This is a genomic window from Pseudomonas reidholzensis (assembly GCF_900536025.1).
GTDB classification, from domain to species: Bacteria; Pseudomonadota; Gammaproteobacteria; order Pseudomonadales; family Pseudomonadaceae; genus Aquipseudomonas; species Aquipseudomonas reidholzensis.
Genome location: NZ_UNOZ01000002.1, coordinates 635,808 through 652,901, shown reverse-complemented (window position 1 = coordinate 652,901; position 17,094 = coordinate 635,808). Strand labels below are relative to the sequence as shown.

General features: G+C 62.8%; 18 protein-coding genes and 1 rRNA gene. 10 read left to right on the top strand and 9 right to left on the bottom strand.

What is annotated here, in order from left to right; translation table 11 throughout:
• Together CCOS865_RS03065 and tyrS are read right to left on the bottom strand one after the other, a co-directional pair.
• A 16S ribosomal RNA gene (locus CCOS865_RS03065) occupies positions 1–1,233 on the bottom strand; the annotation flags it as partial.
• Between the two features lie 596 nt (positions 1,234–1,829).
• Positions 1,830–3,029, bottom strand: a complete 1,200-nt coding sequence (gene tyrS, locus CCOS865_RS03060) for a tyrosine--tRNA ligase (protein WP_119137793.1) — start codon at positions 3,027–3,029, stop codon at positions 1,830–1,832.
• Positions 3,030–3,241: 212 nt separating this feature from the next.
• Here tyrS and CCOS865_RS03055 point away from each other — a divergent pair, with 212 nt between their 5' ends.
• Together CCOS865_RS03055 and CCOS865_RS03050 are read left to right on the top strand one after the other, a co-directional pair.
• The gene (locus CCOS865_RS03055; protein ID WP_119137792.1) at positions 3,242–4,657 is read left to right on the top strand and encodes a peptidoglycan DD-metalloendopeptidase family protein; all 1,416 of its coding nucleotides are present in this window, start codon (positions 3,242–3,244) and stop codon (positions 4,655–4,657) included.
• A 4-nt stretch (positions 4,658–4,661) separates the two neighbouring features.
• Positions 4,662–5,753, top strand: coding sequence for an anhydro-N-acetylmuramic acid kinase (locus CCOS865_RS03050; protein WP_119137790.1), 1,092 nt, complete (start codon positions 4,662–4,664; stop codon positions 5,751–5,753).
• Between the two features lie 64 nt (positions 5,754–5,817).
• Here CCOS865_RS03050 and erpA read toward each other — a convergent pair whose 3' ends face one another.
• Positions 5,818–6,168 (bottom strand): iron-sulfur cluster insertion protein ErpA, encoded by a 351-nt coding sequence (erpA, locus tag CCOS865_RS03045; RefSeq protein ID WP_119137788.1) that lies wholly within the window; start codon positions 6,166–6,168, stop codon positions 5,818–5,820.
• Between the two features lie 145 nt (positions 6,169–6,313).
• Positions 6,314–7,348 carry an N-acetyl-gamma-glutamyl-phosphate reductase gene (gene argC / locus CCOS865_RS03040; RefSeq protein ID WP_119137786.1) on the bottom strand — a complete coding sequence of 345 codons (1,035 nt, stop codon included), beginning with the start codon at positions 7,346–7,348 and terminating at the stop codon, positions 6,314–6,316.
• A gap of 142 nt (positions 7,349–7,490) precedes the next feature.
• Here argC and hemJ point away from each other — a divergent pair, with 142 nt between their 5' ends.
• The 7 genes from hemJ to CCOS865_RS03005 all read left to right on the top strand — a co-directional run bounded on the left by hemJ (position 7,491) and on the right by CCOS865_RS03005 (position 12,365).
• Complete coding sequence (gene hemJ / locus CCOS865_RS03035) at positions 7,491–7,916, top strand: protoporphyrinogen oxidase HemJ (RefSeq protein WP_119137784.1); 426 nt, start codon at positions 7,491–7,493, stop codon at positions 7,914–7,916.
• A gap of 30 nt (positions 7,917–7,946) precedes the next feature.
• A complete protein-coding gene (locus CCOS865_RS03030) occupies positions 7,947–8,903 on the top strand; it encodes an NAD(P)H-dependent flavin oxidoreductase (RefSeq protein WP_119137782.1) in 957 nt (318 codons plus the stop codon).
• 69 nt (positions 8,904–8,972) lie between these two features.
• On the top strand, positions 8,973–9,755 hold the full coding sequence (locus CCOS865_RS03025) for an SDR family NAD(P)-dependent oxidoreductase (protein WP_119137780.1): 783 nt from the start codon (positions 8,973–8,975) through the stop codon (positions 9,753–9,755).
• A gap of 63 nt (positions 9,756–9,818) precedes the next feature.
• Complete coding sequence (locus CCOS865_RS03020) at positions 9,819–10,157, top strand: histidine triad nucleotide-binding protein (protein WP_119137778.1); 339 nt, start codon at positions 9,819–9,821, stop codon at positions 10,155–10,157.
• A gap of 66 nt (positions 10,158–10,223) precedes the next feature.
• Positions 10,224–10,871 (top strand): 2-polyprenyl-3-methyl-6-methoxy-1,4-benzoquinone monooxygenase, encoded by a 648-nt coding sequence (gene coq7, locus CCOS865_RS03015; protein WP_119137776.1) that lies wholly within the window; start codon positions 10,224–10,226, stop codon positions 10,869–10,871.
• Positions 10,872–10,881: 10 nt separating this feature from the next.
• Positions 10,882–11,922 carry a DUF2157 domain-containing protein gene (locus CCOS865_RS03010; RefSeq protein ID WP_119137774.1) on the top strand — a complete coding sequence of 347 codons (1,041 nt, stop codon included), beginning with the start codon at positions 10,882–10,884 and terminating at the stop codon, positions 11,920–11,922.
• Complete coding sequence (locus CCOS865_RS03005) at positions 11,919–12,365, top strand: hypothetical protein (protein ID WP_244216057.1); 447 nt, start codon at positions 11,919–11,921, stop codon at positions 12,363–12,365. The genes CCOS865_RS03010 and CCOS865_RS03005 overlap by 4 nt, the downstream gene beginning before the upstream one ends.
• Here CCOS865_RS03005 and CCOS865_RS03000 read toward each other — a convergent pair.
• Entirely contained in the window at positions 12,331–12,753 is a 423-nt protein-coding gene (locus tag CCOS865_RS03000) for an OsmC family protein (RefSeq protein WP_119137772.1), read from the bottom strand. The genes CCOS865_RS03005 and CCOS865_RS03000 overlap by 35 nt on opposite strands.
• Before the next feature lie 191 nt (positions 12,754–12,944).
• On the opposite strand from CCOS865_RS03000, the gene crp reads away from it, so the two are divergent.
• The gene (crp, locus tag CCOS865_RS02995; RefSeq protein WP_119137770.1) at positions 12,945–13,589 is read left to right on the top strand and encodes a cAMP-activated global transcriptional regulator CRP; all 645 of its coding nucleotides are present in this window, start codon (positions 12,945–12,947) and stop codon (positions 13,587–13,589) included.
• On the opposite strand, the gene CCOS865_RS02990 is transcribed toward crp, so the two are convergent.
• From CCOS865_RS02990 to CCOS865_RS02975, 4 genes are read right to left on the bottom strand one after another with little or no spacing between them, the layout of a single operon-like run.
• Entirely contained in the window at positions 13,586–14,290 is a 705-nt protein-coding gene (locus tag CCOS865_RS02990; RefSeq protein ID WP_119137768.1) for a lipoate--protein ligase family protein, read from the bottom strand. The genes crp and CCOS865_RS02990 overlap by 4 nt on opposite strands.
• A 55-nt stretch (positions 14,291–14,345) precedes the next feature.
• Complete coding sequence (gene trpC / locus CCOS865_RS02985) at positions 14,346–15,182, bottom strand: indole-3-glycerol phosphate synthase TrpC (protein WP_119137766.1); 837 nt, start codon at positions 15,180–15,182, stop codon at positions 14,346–14,348.
• Complete coding sequence (gene trpD / locus CCOS865_RS02980) at positions 15,179–16,228, bottom strand: anthranilate phosphoribosyltransferase (protein ID WP_119137764.1); 1,050 nt, start codon at positions 16,226–16,228, stop codon at positions 15,179–15,181. Before trpD ends, trpC begins: the two co-directional genes overlap by 4 nt.
• 9 nt (positions 16,229–16,237) lie before the next feature.
• On the bottom strand, positions 16,238–16,831 hold the full coding sequence (locus CCOS865_RS02975) for an aminodeoxychorismate/anthranilate synthase component II (RefSeq protein WP_119137763.1): 594 nt from the start codon (positions 16,829–16,831) through the stop codon (positions 16,238–16,240).
• Between the last annotated feature and the right edge of the window lie 263 nt (positions 16,832–17,094).

Here is a 17,094-nt window from a genome sequence, read left to right as displayed (position 1 = left end):
TGTAGCACGTGTGTAGCCCAGGCCGTAAGGGCCATGATGACTTGACGTCATCCCCACCTTCCTCCGGTTTGTCACCGGCAGTCTCCTTAGAGTGCCCACCATAACGTGCTGGTAACTAAGGACAAGGGTTGCGCTCGTTACGGGACTTAACCCAACATCTCACGACACGAGCTGACGACAGCCATGCAGCACCTGTGTCAGAGTTCCCGAAGGCACCAATCTATCTCTAGAAAGTTCTCTGCATGTCAAGGCCTGGTAAGGTTCTTCGCGTTGCTTCGAATTAAACCACATGCTCCACCGCTTGTGCGGGCCCCCGTCAATTCATTTGAGTTTTAACCTTGCGGCCGTACTCCCCAGGCGGTCAACTTAATGCGTTAGCTGCGCCACTAAAATCTCAAGGATTCCAACGGCTAGTTGACATCGTTTACGGCGTGGACTACCAGGGTATCTAATCCTGTTTGCTCCCCACGCTTTCGCACCTCAGTGTCAGTATCAGTCCAGGTGGTCGCCTTCGCCACTGGTGTTCCTTCCTATATCTACGCATTTCACCGCTACACAGGAAATTCCACCACCCTCTACTGTACTCTAGCTTGCCAGTTTTGGATGCAGTTCCCAGGTTGAGCCCGGGGCTTTCACATCCAACTTAACAAACCACCTACGCGCGCTTTACGCCCAGTAATTCCGATTAACGCTTGCACCCTCTGTATTACCGCGGCTGCTGGCACAGAGTTAGCCGGTGCTTATTCTGTCGGTAACGTCAAAGCAGCAAGGTATTAACCAACTGCCCTTCCTCCCAACTTAAAGTGCTTTACAATCCGAAGACCTTCTTCACACACGCGGCATGGCTGGATCAGGCTTTCGCCCATTGTCCAATATTCCCCACTGCTGCCTCCCGTAGGAGTCTGGACCGTGTCTCAGTTCCAGTGTGACTGATCATCCTCTCAGACCAGTTACGGATCGTCGCCTTGGTGAGCCATTACCTCACCAACTAGCTAATCCGACCTAGGCTCATCTGATAGCGCAAGGCCCGAAGGTCCCCTGCTTTCTCCCGTAGGACGTATGCGGTATTAGCGTTCCTTTCGAAACGTTGTCCCCCACTACCAGGCAGATTCCTAGGCATTACTCACCCGTCCGCCGCTGAATCGAAGAGCAAGCTCTTCTCATCCGCTCGACTTGCATGTGTTAGGCCTGCCGCCAGCGTTCAATCTGAGCCATGATCAAACTCTTCAGTTCAATACTGCTTGGGTTTTTAAGAAACCCTAAACTTGGCTCAGCAATCTCAAATGACTACTATGATTTCTCATGCGGCCACTTGTGATGCTGATAATCTTGGCGACTATCAAACCATACTCACAAGCACCCACACGAATTGCTTGATTCAATTTGTTAAAGAGCGGTTGGTTAAGAACTTTTCGTCTCAACCGAGGCGCGCATTCTACGCTTTCCTCAGAGCCTGTCAAGCGTTTATTTTGAAGTTTTCTGCGAGAATCTCGTTCAACTTCAAACACTTGGCTCGCTGCGATCTCTCGTAGCGGGAGGCGAATTCTACAGCGTTACAACCTGCTGTCAACTGCCTTTTTTCACCGCTGCCGATTAGACGATCGAAGCACCTCCATACTGCCTGAAACTTCTAACTCATTGAAACTCAAGGAGTTTTCCGCTCCAACTACGCTGGAAGTGGGGCGCATTATAAGGGGATTCGAGAGGGCGTCAACCCTTAATTTCACTAAACCGTCATATCCCTGAAAAACAAAGCGGGGAGGCCTTTCGGCCTCCCCGCTTTCGACGCTCTATATAGCAGCATGCTCATGCCTATATAGAAGCTGCCGTTACTCCGTCTTCAGGGTGATGCGGGCAAAGGCCTTCTTGCCGGCCTGGCACACATGGCTGGCACCGATGGCAAACACGAAGCCACGGTCAACCACCTCACCATCGACCTTCACGCTGCCGGCACTGAGCAGGTCGCGCGCAGCCGCCGAGTTCTTCACCAGGCCAGCCTTGTTCAAAATGGCGGCGATCGGCATGTCTTCAGCAGCGCTGATTTCGATCTCCGGCAGGTCCTCGGGCAGCTCGCCATCCTTCATACGGTTGCCCGCGGCACGGTGAGCATTGGCGGCCGCTTCTTCACCGTGGAAGCGCGCGACGATCTCTTCAGCCAGCTTGATCTTGATATCACGCGGGTTGGCACCCTGCTCGACGTCGGCACGGAACTGCGCGATCTCTTCCATGGAGCGGAAGCTCAGCAGCTCGAAGTAGCGCCACATCAAGGTATCCGGGATCGACACCAGCTTGCTGTACATCACCCCAGGCGCTTCCTGGATACCGACGTAGTTGCCCAGCGACTTGGACATCTTCTTCACGCCGTCGAGCCCTTCGAGCAACGGCATGGTGACGATGTTCTGCGCTTCCTGACCATAAGCGCGCTGCAGCTCGCGCCCCATCAGCAGGTTGAACTTCTGGTCGGTACCGCCCAGCTCGACGTCCGCCTTCAGCGCCACCGAGTCATAGCCCTGCACCAACGGGTAGAGGAACTCATGGATCGCGATCGGCTGATTGGTGGTGTAACGCTTGTCGAAGTCGTCACGCTCGAGCATGCGCGCCACGGTGTACTGCGATGCCAGACGAATGAAGTCGGCCGGGGTCAGCTGGTCCATCCAGGTGGAGTTGAAGGCGACTTCGGTCTTGGCCGGGTCGAGGATCTTGAACACCTGCTGTTTATACGTCTCGGCGTTATCCAGGACCTGCTCACGGGTCAGCGGTGGACGCGTGGCGCTCTTGCCGCTCGGATCACCGATCATGCCGGTGAAATCGCCAATCAGGAAGATCACCTGATGCCCCAGCTCCTGGAACTGGCGCAGCTTGTTGATCAAGACCGTATGACCCAGGTGCAGGTCCGGCGCCGTCGGGTCGAAGCCCGCCTTGATACGCAGCGGCTGACCGCGCTTGAGCTTTTCGACCAGCTCCGACTCGACCAACACCTCTTCCGCACCGCGCTTGATAAGCGCCAGCTGCTCTTCAACCGACTTCATAGAAAGACCCGCAAGGCTCAGATTCAAAGGGAGCCAACCATACAAGATCGGCCATCAAATACAAGTTTGGCAAAGAGATGTGACCCGAAAGCCGTGTTCCGGCGTCTACGCGCCCTTGCGCGAAAATGGATTTGGTTATATTTTATACAGTTATTTCATCTTCATCATGTCATTCATCTTTTCCATTTCACCTTTTCAAAGTCACTTTTCCTATGACCAACGACACGCCTAAAGCGCCACCGCTTTATCCGAAAAGCCATCTGTTGGCCGCCAGCGGCATTGCCGCTCTCCTCAGCCTGGCCTTGCTGGTGTTCCCTTCGAGCGAAGTGGAAGCCAAGAAAACCACCCTCAACCTCGAGCTGGAAACCCCGGCCGAGCAGCTCCAGGACGAAGCCAACGCCGCCCCACTGGTGCAATCGACGACGGAGCAAGGCTCGCCCTTCGCCCAGATCGAGAATGCCGAAGCACCCGCTGAAAAAACCGCTGCGGCCCCTGCCGCCGAAACCAAGCCCGAGGCCAAGGCCCCTGGCCACCGCGAGGTTACCGTTGCCCGCGGCGATACCCTCTCGACCCTGTTCGCCAAGGTTGGCCTGCCCGCCAACGTGGTCCACGACGTACTGGCCAGCGGCAAGCAGGCCAAGCAGTTCAGCCAGCTCAAGCATGGCCAGGTGCTGCAGTTCGAGCTCGACAAGGACGGCCAGCTGAGCAACCTGCACAGCAAGGTCAGCAACCTCGAGACCATTCGCCTGAGCAAGACCGACAAGGGCTACAGTTTCGAGCGTGAAATCAGCAAGCCGGTGGTGCGCACGGCCTACGCCCACGGCGTGATCAAGAGCTCGCTGTCGGCCTCGGCCCAGCGTGCCGGCCTGTCGCACAGCATGACCATGGACATGGCCCGGGTGCTCGGCTACGACATCGACTTCGCCCAGGACATCCGCCCAGGCGACGAATTCGACGTGGTCTACGAGCAGAAGGTCATGGACGGCAAGGTGGTCGGCACCGGCAATATCCTTTCCGCGCGCTTCACCAACCGCGGCAAGACCTACACCGCCGTGCGCTACACCAACAAGCAGGGCAACACCAACTACTACACCGCCGACGGCAACAGCCTGCGCAAGGCCTTCATCCGTACCCCGGTGGACTTCGCCCGCATCAGCTCGCGCTTCTCCAACGGCCGCAAGCACCCGATCCTGAACAAGATCCGCGCCCACAAGGGCGTCGACTACGCCGCCCCTCGCGGCACGCCGATCAAGGCGGCCGGCGATGGCCGGATCGAACTGGCCGGGCGTCGTGGCGGTTACGGCAACACCGTGATCATCGCCCACGGCAACCGCTACAAGACCCTCTACGGCCATATGCAGGGCTTCGCCAAGGGCGTCAAGACCGGCAGCTCGGTCAAGCAGGGGCAGATCATCGGCTACATCGGCACCACCGGCCTGTCGACCGGCCCGCACCTGCACTACGAGTTCCAGGTCAATGGCGTGCACGTCGACCCGTTGAGCCAGAAAGTGCCGATGGCTGACCCGATCGCCAAGGCCGAGCGTCAGCGCTTCAACCAGCAGAGCCAGCCCCTGATCGCCCGTATGGATCAGGAAAAGGCCACCCTCCTCGCCGCCAACAAGCGCTGAGGCCATGGTGCTCTATATAGGTGTGATGTCCGGGACCAGCCTCGATGGCCTGGACATTGCCCTGATCGAACAGGATGAGCAGCTGCGGCTGCTCGCCACTCACTACATCCCCATGCCTGCCGACCTGCGCCAGGAACTGCTCGGCCTGTGCGCCAGCGGCCCGGACGAGATTGCCCGCGCCTGCCTGGCGGAGAACCGCTGGGCGACCCTCGCCGCCGAAGGCATTGCCCACCTGCTGGCCGCCCAAGGCGTGCCCGCCGAGGCGATCCGCGCGATCGGCAGCCATGGCCAGACCGTGCGCCACGAACCGGCCCGCGGCTTCACCGTGCAGATTGGCAACCCGGCGTTGCTGGCCGAGCTCACCGGTATCTGCGTGGTCGGCGATTTCCGCCGGCGTGACGTGGCCGCTGGCGGCCAGGGCGCGCCACTGGTGCCGGCCTTCCATGACGCGCTGTTCAGCCACCTCGGCCAGCGCCTGGCGGTGCTCAACGTCGGTGGCTTCAGCAACCTCAGCCTGATCGACCCCGTGACCCCGGTACATGGTTTCGACTGCGGCCCAGGCAACGTCCTGCTGGATGCCTGGATCGAGCGCAAGCGTGGCCTGCCTTTCGACGCCGATGGCGCCTGGGCCGCGCGCGGCCAGGTGATCGATGAGCTGCTCGGCAGATTGCTGGCCGACCCGTTCTTCGCCGGCAGCGGCCCGAAGAGCACCGGCCGCGAGGTGTTCAACCTGCCCTGGCTGGATGGCCATCTGAGCGCGCTGGCGAGCTACCGCGACGAGGATGTGCAGGCAACGCTGCTGGAACTGACCGCACGCAGCATCGTCGACTCGCTGAGCAACGCCCAGCCCGGCACTCAAGCACTGCTGGTGTGCGGCGGTGGTGCGCGCAACGGCGCGCTGATGCGGCGCCTGGCCGAGCTTCTGCCCGCTACCCAGGTCGCCAGCACCGCCGCGTATGGCATCGATCCAGACTGGGTCGAGGCCATGGCATTTGCCTGGCTGGCGCATTGCTGCCTGGAGCGCATCCCTGCCAACCGCCCCAGCGTCACCGCGGCCAAGGGCTTGCGCATTCTCGGCGCGATCTACCCGGCCTGAAGCACCCGCCAGAATGCAAAACGCCGCGCAATTGCGCGGCGTTTTTTCAAGTCCCGGCCTGGTCTCAGATCGAGAACGAAGAGCCGCAGCCGCAGGTGGTCGCTGCGTTGGGGTTCTTGATCACGAAGCGCGAGCCTTCCAGACCTTCCTGGTAGTCCACTTCGGCACCGGCCAGGTACTGGTAGCTCATCGGATCGACCACCAGCGCAACGCCTTCGCGCTCGACGATGGTGTCGTCTTCGGCCACGTCTTCATCAAAGGTGAAACCGTACTGGAAGCCCGAGCAGCCGCCGCCCGTCACGAACACACGCAACTTCAGGCGAGCATTGCCCTCTTCGCTGACCAGGGTCTTCACCTTATGTGCAGCACCTTGGGTGAACTCCAAAGCCGTGGGGGTGAAGGATTCGACGCTCATGTTGACTCTCCCGGCGCAGTGCCGCCATAAAACTCGATGACGCGCATTATCCGCTTCTCCGAGAAAATCGGTCAACAATTGTGCGGCTTTAGTCGCGCCCAATAAAAAGGCCCGCACTGGGCGGGCCTTTTCATCACACCAGCGCTTACGGCAACAAGCCAGCGTGCGACAGGCCCATACGCTCGTCGAGGCCGAACAGGATGTTGAGGTTCTGCACCGCCTGGCCGGACGCGCCTTTGACCAGGTTGTCGATCACCGACAACACCACCACCAGGTCACCGCCCTGTGGCCGGTGCACGGCGATGCGGCAGACGTTGGCGCCACGCACACTGCGGGTTTCCGGGTGGCTGCCGGCCGGCATCACGTCGACGAACGGTTCGTCTGCATAGCGCTTCTCGAACAGCGCCTGGAGGTCGACCGAGGTATCGGCGACGGTGGCGTACAGGGTCGCGTGGATGCCACGGATCATCGGCGTCAGGTGCGGCACGAAGGTCAGGCCGATGTCCTGGCCAGCAGCCTGGCGCAGGCCCTGGCTGATTTCCGGCAGGTGACGGTGACCCTTGACCGCATAGGCCTTCATGCTTTCGCCCGACTCGCAGAACAGCGAGCCCACTGCGGCACCACGGCCGGCACCGCTGACCCCGGACTTGCAGTCGGCGATCAGCCGCGAAGGGTCGGCCAGGCCGGCTTCGAGCAGCGGCAGCAGGCCCAGCTGGGTGGCGGTCGGGTAGCAACCCGGCACAGCGATCAGGCGCGCCGTGCGGATCTTCTCGCGGTTGACTTCCGGCAGGCCGTAGACCGCGTCCTTGAGCAGCTCTGGTGCGCCGTGCGGCTGGCCGTACCACTTGCCCCACTCGACCGCGTCCTGCAGGCGGAAGTCAGCCGACAGGTCGATGACCTTGGTGCCCGCCGCCAGCAACTCGCCAGCCAGGGCATGGGCAACGCCGTGCGGGGTGGCGAAGAACACCACGTCGCAGGCAGCCAGGGCCTTGCTGTCGGGCACGCTGAACGCCAGGCCGTCATAGTGGCCGCGCAGGTTCGGGTACATGTCGGCAACGGCAACGCCCGCTTCGGAGCGCGAGGTGATGACCGCCACTTCGGCCTGAGGATGCTGCGCCAGCAGGCGCAACAGTTCGACACCGGTGTAGCCCGTGCCGCCGACGATACCGACCTTGATCATAACGCTTGCCCCTTATCAACGATCCGACTGGAAAGCGCACGATAATAGGGGCGCAAGCCGCCTGTAACAACTCTTGGGATGCACCTCGGGGCGCTTCACCTCTACTATCTGACGACCGTGAAAACCTGAAGGAACACCCTCCATGCTTTACCTATGGATCAAAGCGCTGCATATCGTCAGCGTGGTCTGCTGGTTCGCCGGCCTGTTCTACCTGCCGCGACTGTTCGTCTATCACGCCCAGAGCCAGGACAGCATCAGCCAGGAACGCTTCATCACCATGGAGCGCAAGCTGTACCGCGGCATCATGAACCCGGCGATGATCGCCACCTTTGTCTTCGGCCTCTGGATGCTCTACCTCACCCCAGGCTGGATGAGCCAGGGCTGGCTGCACGCCAAGCTCACCCTGGTGATCCTGCTGACCGGCTACCATCACATGTGCGGGGCTCAGCGCAAGCGCTTCGCCCTTGGCACCAACACCCGCAGCCACGTGTTCTACCGCTGGTTCAACGAAGTGCCGGTGGTGATCCTGCTCGGCATCGTGATTCTGGTGGTGGTCAAACCGTTCTGAGCACACCCGCACCCCTACAGGAGTTCTGCCATGTCATTGCCCGCCCAGCTCGAACAACGCCTGCGCCTGCCGGTGGTGGTCGCGCCGATGTTCCTGATCTCCAACCCGCAGCTGGTCCTGGCCTGTTGTGGCAAGGGGGTGGTGGGCAGTTTCCCGGCCCTCAACCAGCGCGACAGCGCTGGCTTCAAGCGCTGGCTCGAAGAGATCGAAACAGGCCTGGCCCGCCTGGCGGCGCCAGCGCCCTATGCGGTCAACCTGATCGTGCACCCGAGCAACCCGCGCCTGCAGGCCGACCTGGCCCTGTGCGTCGAGCACCGCGTGCCGATCGTCATCACCAGCCTTGGCGCGGTGAAGGAAGTGGTCGACGCGGTGCACAGCTATGGCGGGCTGGTGTTGCATGACGTGACCACCCGCCGCCACGCCGAGAAAGCCGCCGAGGCTGGTGTCGACGGGTTGATCGCGGTGGCGGCGGGGGCCGGCGGCCATGCCGGCACCTGCAGCCCGTTCGCCCTGGCCGCCGAGATCCGCCAGTTCTTCGACAAGACCCTGCTGCTGGCAGGCTGCATCAACCATGGCCACGAGATTCTCGCCGCCCAGGTACTGGGCGCTGACCTGGCCTACATGGGCACCCGCTTCATCGCCACCGAGGAAAGCCAGGCGCCCGACGCCTACAAGCACATGCTGATGAAGGCGCGTGCCGCCGACATCGTCCACACCCCCGCCGTGTCCGGCGTACCGGCGAGCTTCCTGCGCCAGAGCCTGGAGCAGGCCGGTTATGACATGGCGAGCCTCAAGGCCAGCCCTGAGCAGGTCCGGCTCAAGCCTCTGGATGAAGAGGCCAAGGCCTGGAAGACCGTCTGGTCGGCCGGCCAGGGCGTCGGCGATATTCATGACCTGCCGAGCACCGCAGCGCTGATCGAGCGGCTGCATGACGAGTACGCCCAAGCCCTCGCGCGCACCCAGCAGATGCCTGTCCGAGCCTTGTAGCAAAAGGCAACAACTTGCCTGGCCAAGCTGTACACTAAGCGCCCTTTTTCGCCGCCCCAGGAGCCCTGCATGCCCCGTTACGCCATGATCACCGGCGCTTCCAGCGGCCTGGGCCTGGCCCTGGCGGAAGCCCTGGCGCGGCGCGGGCGCAACCTGATCCTGGTGGCACGTCATCGAGAGACCCTGGAGCCGCTGGCCATCGAGCTGACCCAGCGCTTTGGCGTCGAGGTGCTGTTGCGCGCCTGCGACCTCAGCCAGCCGCTGCGGCTGTCGGGCTTCGTGCTCGAGCTCGAAGAAGGCGAACGGCGCATCGACCTGCTGGTGAACTGCGCGGGGCAACGCACCTACGGCCCGTTCCTGGCCCATGAGTGGGCCGACGAGCAAGACCTGCTCGAGGTCAATATTCTCGCCCTGACCCGCCTCTGCCACGCGATCGGCAACCTGATGGCCGTACAAGGCGGCGGGCAGATCCTCAATGTGGCATCACTCGCCAGTGCCGCCCCGGGCCCATGGATGGCCTGTTATGCCGCCAGCAAGGCCTATGTGGTGAGCTTCTCCGAGGCGCTGCGCGAAGAGCTCGGGCGCACCGGGATCAAGGTGTCGGCGCTCTGCCCTGGCCCGGTGCGCTCGGCCAAACGACGCATCCCGCGGCTCGAAGGCGGCCAGCGCTGCCTGAGCCCGCAAGAGGTGGCGCTGTACACCGTGCGCGCGCTGGACAAGAACCGTGCGCTGATCATGCCCGGCCGGCGCAACCGCTGGCTGGCCTGGTTGCCGCGGCTGCTGCCCCGCTGGCTGGCACGCAAGCTGGCCGGGGCGATCAACCGGCGCTACTGCCCACTCGACGCGCAATAGCGCTGGGCGAGTGGCGCCGCGCTGGGTACACTCGGCCCGGACCCTCACCCTGGAGCAAGTGCTGTGGAGACTCTCTTCACCAAGATCATCAACCGGGAGATCCCGGCCAAGATCATCTACGAGGACGACCAGGTTCTGGCCTTCCACGATATCGCCCCGCAGGCGCCCGTGCATTTTCTGGTCATCCCGAAAAAGCCTATCCGTACCCTCAATGACCTGACCGAGGAAGACAAGGGCGTGGCCGGCCACATCCTGTTCACCGCTCAGCGTCTGGCCAAAGAGCTGGGCTGTGAAGACGGCTTCCGCGTGGTCATGAACTGCAACGAATTGGGTGGCCAGACGGTCTACCACATTCACATGCACGTGCTCGGCCAACGCCAGATGCACTGGCCACCGGGCTGATCCAAGGCAAGCCCCGGTCAGGGGATTGCGGTAAACTGTCGGGCATCACTCTTGCGGAGGTGCCCGATGGCTACCGAACGTCACTATTCGCCGCTCGACCGCTTGTTGCTGCAGGCCGATACCGCCATGCGCACCTTGCTGCCCTTCAGCGGCCAACCTTCCCGCCCCTCCCCGGCGATCATCCAGCCGGACGCCGACCTGGACGAGGCGCAGACCCGTCATATCGCAGGCCTGATGCGCATCAACCATACCGGTGAAGTGTGCGCCCAGGCGCTTTATCAGGGTCAGGCCCTGACCGCCAAGCTGCCGCAGGTGCGCAAGGCGATGGAACACGCCGCCGAAGAAGAGATCGACCACCTGGCCTGGTGCGAGCAGCGCATTCGCCAGCTGAACAGCCACCCCAGCGTACTCAACCCACTGTTCTATGGCATGTCGTTCGGCATCGGCGCGCTCGCCGGCCTGGTCAGCGACAAGGTCAGCCTGGGCTTCGTCGCCGCCACCGAACATCAGGTGTGCAAGCACCTCGACGAGCACCTCGAGCAACTGCCGGCCGAAGACGAAAAATCGCGGGCGATTCTCGAGCAGATGCGCGTCGATGAAGCGCAGCACGCCGACTCTGCCCTGGAGGCCGGCGGCTATCGCTTCCCGGCGCCTGTACGTTTCGGCATGAGCCTGATGGCCAAGGTCATGACCAAGAGCACCTACCGCCTCTAGGGACACGGCCATGACGGAACGATTCGATGCCAAGGACCTGGCGCGCGCCGTAGACGCCGGTATTCTCCAGCCCAGCCAGGCACACGCCTTGCTGGGTTTCTTGCGCCAACAGCCCGAAACCCGCGCCAGCTTCCAATTGGCCCATGTCGCCTTTTATTGCGGTGCCCTGCTGATCATGGCGGCCATGGGCTGGCTGCTGACCGAGGCCTGGATGCGCATCGGCGATTCAGCACTGCTGGCAATTGCCCTTCTATATATTGCCCTGCTGAGCGCACTCGGCATCGCCCTGCAACGCCGTGGCCAACTGATCGCGGCCGGCGTGCTTGGCGCAGTGGCGGTGAGCATCGTGCCGCTCGCGGTCTTTGCCATCGAGCGCCTGCTCGGTTGGTGGCCGCTGGATGATGCACAAGGCAACTACCATCAGTACTTCACCTACGTGCAGGGCGGTTGGCTGGTGATGGAGGCGGCCACGGTGCTGGCGGGCCTGCTGATGCTACGTCTGATCCCCTTCCCGTTCATCGTCATGCCGATGGCCATCGCGCTGTGGTTCATGTCGATGGACCTGAGCGAGTGGGTCTATGGCTCGCCGTTCAGCTGGGAGCAACGCCGCACGGTTTCGCTGTGGTTCGGCCTCGGCCTGCTGCTGGTGTGCCTGCTGGTGGATGGGCGCACGCGCAGGGACTACGCCTTCTGGGGTTACCTGGCAGGGCTCGCGGCATTCTGGGGCGGCTTGACCCTGATGGACAGCGGCAGCGAGTGGGGCAAGGCGCTTTATTGCCTGATCAACCTTGGCCTGATGGCGGTCGCGGTCGTGCTGCGCCGGCCTGTGTTCATGGTGTTTGGCGCGCTGGGCGTCGCGGCGTACCTGGGCTACCTGTCTTATGAGGTGTTTGCCGAGTCGCTGCTGTTTCCCGTGGTACTGACGCTGATCGGCCTGGGAGTGATTGGCCTTGGCCTGGTGTATCAGAAGCATCGCGAAGGCATGAGCACTCGCCTGCGCGCACATCTGCCGGCTCGTCTGCAGCAGTTGCTGCCCGGCTTGCGCCGTTGAGGCTGCGCCGCTATGGCCTGCGGTTGCTGCAGAGCTCGGCCGTAATGCTGGTGGCGTACCTGTTCGTCTGCCTGATGACGTCCAGCCTAAGGCAATCACCGCTCAGCTTGGCGCTCCCCAGCCTTGGCGAGCCAGACAGCAACAGCACATTCGAGCTGCTGCTGTTCAGCGTACCGGGGCAATTGCTGTTCCTGCTGGCCTGCGCCGTACTGCGCAGGCGCCGATGGCTGATCAGCGCCTTTGTGCTGGCGGCCGGCCTGACCGCACTGCTGCAGTGCCTGCTGTTTGCCGAGGCATTCGGCAACACCTGGAGCAACGCGGAGATCCTCCGCCTGTGGGCGTTCAACCTGCCAGCGTTGTTGCTCGCGCTGATCCCCGGGCTGGCCCTGTTCTGCGCAGTGGAACAGATCAGCCGAGTTCGACGATCTCATAGCCATGGGTGATCTCGACACCCGCGCGACCGAGCATGATCGACGCCGAGCAGTACTTCTCCGCTGACAATTCGACCGCACGTTTGACCTGCGCTTCTTTCAAGCCACGGCCCTTGACCACGAAGTTCAGGTGGATCTTGGTGAACACCTTGGGGTCCTCGTCGGCACGCTCGGCTTCAAGGAAGGCTTCACAGCTTTCCACTGCCTGGCGCGACTTCTTGAGGATGCTGACCACGTCAAAGTTGCTGCAGCCGCCCAGGCCCAGCAGAAGCATTTCCATCGGGCGCACGCCCAGGTTGCGACCACCGGCTTCGGGCGGGCCGTCCATGACCACGACATGGCCGCTGCCCGACTCGCCGAGGAACATCGCTTCACCGGCCCATTGGATGCGTGCCTTCATGTTGCTGGACTCCCTAGATGCTGAAAAGGGTGTCAGCTTAAGCCTTGTGAGGCTGTCGGAAAAGCTCAACACGCGGCGCATTTGTACCGATACCGGGCGCCGTGTCTGATAAGCTGGCGCCAAATGACTGGCGCATGACGTCAGCTGATCGTTATAAAAAGCCTATGCCTCGTATCGAACAGGATTTCGTGATGGTTGCCTCAGCCCTAGCCGCCAAGATCAAGAACATCGACAAACTGCTGGTGCACTGCCAGCGCCGGCGTTTTACCGCCAAGAGCAACATCCTCTGCGCGGGTGATCGGGCCGAGACACTGTCGTACATCATCAAGGGGTCGGTCACCATCCTGATCGAAGATGACGATGGCCACGAGATGATCATCGCCTACCTCAATGATGGCGACTTCTTTGGCGAGCTGGGGCTGTTCGAGCCCGCCGGCAAGGAGCAGCAACGCAGTGCCTGGGTGCGCGCCAAGACCGAATGTGAAGTGGCCGAGATCAGCTACGAAAAATTCCGCGAGGTCGCCCGCCAGGATCCCGACATCCTCTATGCACTCGGCAGCCAGATGGCGCAACGGCTGCGCAACACCACGCGCAAGGTCGGCGACCTGGCCTTCTTCGATGTGACGGGGCGAGTGGCGCGCTGCCTGCTCGACCTGTGCAAGCAACCGGATGCGATGACCCACCCGGACGGCATGCAGATCAAGATCACCCGCCAGGAGATCGGGCGCATCGTCGGCTGCTCGCGGGAGATGGTCGGCCGCGTCCTCAAGGACCTTGAAGAACGCAGCCTGGTGCAGGTCAAGGGCAAGACCATGGTGGTCTACGGCACCCGTTAGTCCTTGGGCAGCTCGGCGATCACCTGGGCATAAGCCTGCGACAGGCGCTCGAACCAGGCCACGGCGGGCGCGACTTCATGCAGGGCGATATGGCTGTCGGCGCGACAGCGCTGTTCCAGCTCGCAGCACTCGTTGAAGCGGTTGACCGCCGCGACCATCGACTCACGCTCGTTGTCCAGCAGCAGCGCCCCGTGCACCAGCACCACCGGGCGTTTGCCGCCCAGGCCCTGGCGCCAGCGCTGGGCCGTACCGACCAGCTTGCGGCCATTGAGGTTGACGTTGTAACGGCCATCGCAGAAGGCGCCGTCGATCTCACCGACCGAGGCCACCCCGCCCCACTCGCGCAGTACCTCGCACAACGGCAGGCACAACCGCTCGTAGGCATTCTCGATGCGCCCGTGGTCGCCTTCGCTGCGCGGTGCGACATAGACCAACGCCACGTTCACCGTCGCATGCGACTGCGGCACCGGCTCGCCGCCGGTCTCGCGCAACAGCACCGGCCAACCGGCGATGGCCAGCTCTGCGCAGGCTGCCTCGAAATTGTCCAGCCGGCTCATGCGCCGGGGCATCACCAGCGCATGGTCGGTCGGCCGCCAGAACAGTACGCCGGCCTCGCGCTCACCACGGCAGACCGCCGCCAGCAGCTCCTGCTCGGCGTGCAAGCCCTGTTCGACGGTGAGGGCCAGAGGTTGTTCAGTCATGGGATTTGCACCTTGTAGAGACAAGGAAGCCGGCATTCGCCGGCTTCCGAGTCGATCAGTCCAGTGGCGGGACCACGTTATGCACGGGGCGCTGCGGGAAGAACAGCCGCTGCAGTTCGTGCCCCGGTTGCTCGGCACGCATGAATGCCTCGCCGACCAGGAACGAATACACCTCGTTGATTTCCATCAGCTCGACATCGGCCCGGTTGACGATACCGCTCTCGGTGATGGCCAGGCGATCACGGGGGATGCGCGGCAGCAGGTCGAGGGTCGTCTCCAGGCTGACGTCGAAGGTGTGCAGGTTGCGGTTGTTGACGCCCACCAGTGGGGTGTCGAGGGTGTTCAGCGCGCGCTCCAGCTCATCGCCGTCGTGCACTTCGACCAGCACGTCGAGGCCGACCTGCTTGGCCACTGCAGCCAGCTCGGCCATGCGCACGTCGTCCAGCGCAGCCACGATCAGCAAGATGCAATCGGCGCCCAGCGCACGGGCTTCGACCACCTGGTAGGGGTCGATCATGAAGTCCTTGCGGATCACCGGCAGGCTACAGGCGCCACGCGCCTGCTGCAGGTAGACGTCGGCGCCCTGGAAGAAATCAATGTCGGTCAGCACCGACAGGCAGGTCGCGCCGCCCTTTTCGTAGCTGACGGCGATTTCGGCCGGGACGAAGACCTCACGGATCACGCCCTTGCTCGGCGAGGCCTTCTTGATCTCGGCGATCACCGCCGGCTGCTTGCGCTTGGCCTGCTCGATCAGCGCATTGGCAAAGCCACGCGGCGCATCAGCCTGTTTGGCCAACTGCTCGAGCTCGGCCAGGCTGACCCGGGCACGGCGCTCGGCGACTTCTTCGACCTTGCGGGCGAGGATCTTTTCCAGCACGGTCGGTACGCTCATGCTTCGTTCTCCAGCTTGAATACGGCGGTGAAGGCGCCCAGCTCCTGCAGTTTTTCCCAGGCAAGGCCGGTGTGCAGCACGTCGTGGGCGAGGTCCACGCCCTGCTTCAGCGTCATCGCGTGGTCCGCGGCATACAGCGCGGCGCCCGCATTGAGCACGATCATTTCAGCGGCTTTCTGGCCGTTCTCGGTCTTGCGGCGGCTCAAGGCGTCACTGATCAGCGCGTACGAGGCCTCGGGGTTTTCCACCGCCAGGCCGTGCAGGCTCTGGCTCTTCATGCCAAGGTCTTCGGGCTCGACCCAGTACTCGCTGATCTGGCCATTGTTCAGTTCGGCAACAAAGGTCGGCGCGGCCAGGCTGAACTCATCCAGGCCGTCCTTGGAGTGCACCACCAGCACGTGCTTGCTGCCCAGTCGCTGCAGCACTTCGGCCAGCGGCCGGCACAGTGCCTGGTTGAACACGCCCACCACCTGGTGCTTCACACCGGCCGGATTCGTAAGCGGGCCGAGCATGTTGAACAGGGTGCGCAGACCCAGGTCACGACGCGGGCCGGCGGCATACTTCATCGCCTTGTGGTGGCTCTGGGCAAACATGAAACCGATGCCCAGGCTGTCGATGCAGCGGGCGACCTGGACCGGGGTCAGGTTCAGGTAGATACCGGCGGCCTCGAGCAGGTCGGCGCTGCCGCTCTTGCCCGACACCGCACGGTTACCATGCTTGGCCACCGGGCAACCGGCCGCGGCGAGCACGAACGAGGCGGCGGTGGAGACGTTGAAGATGTTCGCGCCGTCGCCGCCGGTGCCGACGATATCGACCACGCCGTCGAGGTTGTTCAGCTCGACCTTGTCGGCCAGCTCACGCATCACCGACACCGCGCCGACGATCTCGTCGATGCTCTCGCTCTTCATGCGCATGCCCATCAGGAAGGCGCCGATCTGCGCCTCGCTGCATTGGCCGGTCATGATCTGGCGCATGACGTCGCTCATTTCTTCGGTGGACAGGTCCAGCTGACCGACGATGCGGCTCAGCGCGCTCTTGATATCCATGTTCGGTCCTTAGCGGCTGCCGCCGGTCTGCTTGAGGAAGTTGGCGAACAGCTCGTGGCCCTGCTCGGTGAGGATCGACTCAGGGTGGAACTGCACCCCCTCGATGTTCAGGGTCTTGTGCCGCAGGCCCATGATCTCGTCGACCGAGCCGTCCGCGTGGGCGGTCCAGGCGGTGACCTCGAGGCAGTCCGGCAGGGTTTCACGCTTGACCACCAGCGAGTGGTAGCGGGTCACGGTCAGCGGATTGTTGAGGCCGGCGAACACGCCCAGGTCGCGGTGATGAACCGGGCTGGTCTTGCCGTGCATGACCTGGCGCGCCCGCACGACGTCGCCGCCGAAGGCCTGGCCGATCGACTGGTGGCCGAGGCAGACGCCAAGGATCGGCAGCTTGCCGGCAAAGTGCAGGATGGCCTCGATCGATACACCGGCCTGGCTCGGCGTGCACGGGCCGGGGGACACGACGATGCGTTCCGGGTTCAGGGCTTCGATCTGGGCGATGGTCAGTTCGTCGTTGCGAATGACCTTGACCTCGGCACCCAGTTCGCCGAGGTACTGCACGACGTTGTAAGTGAATGAGTCATAGTTGTCGATCATCAGTAACATCTGGACAAACCTCTTGAATACTGACTTTTGATGCGGACCTTGCGCTGCCAGCACCGGCGTGGGCAATCGCGCACGGGGGCCGAAGAAGCAGACGGAAGGCAGACGGAGCGAGCCGGGCAAGGCCGGCAGGAGATAAAGTCAGGCGCGCCAACGCCAACGGGCGTGAGCCTTGATTACGCGCATCAAGAGTTTGCTGACGATCAACACGGGGTAGGTCTCGTTCATACGTCCGGGCACAGTAGCCTACCGGGGCGGCGGGCGCA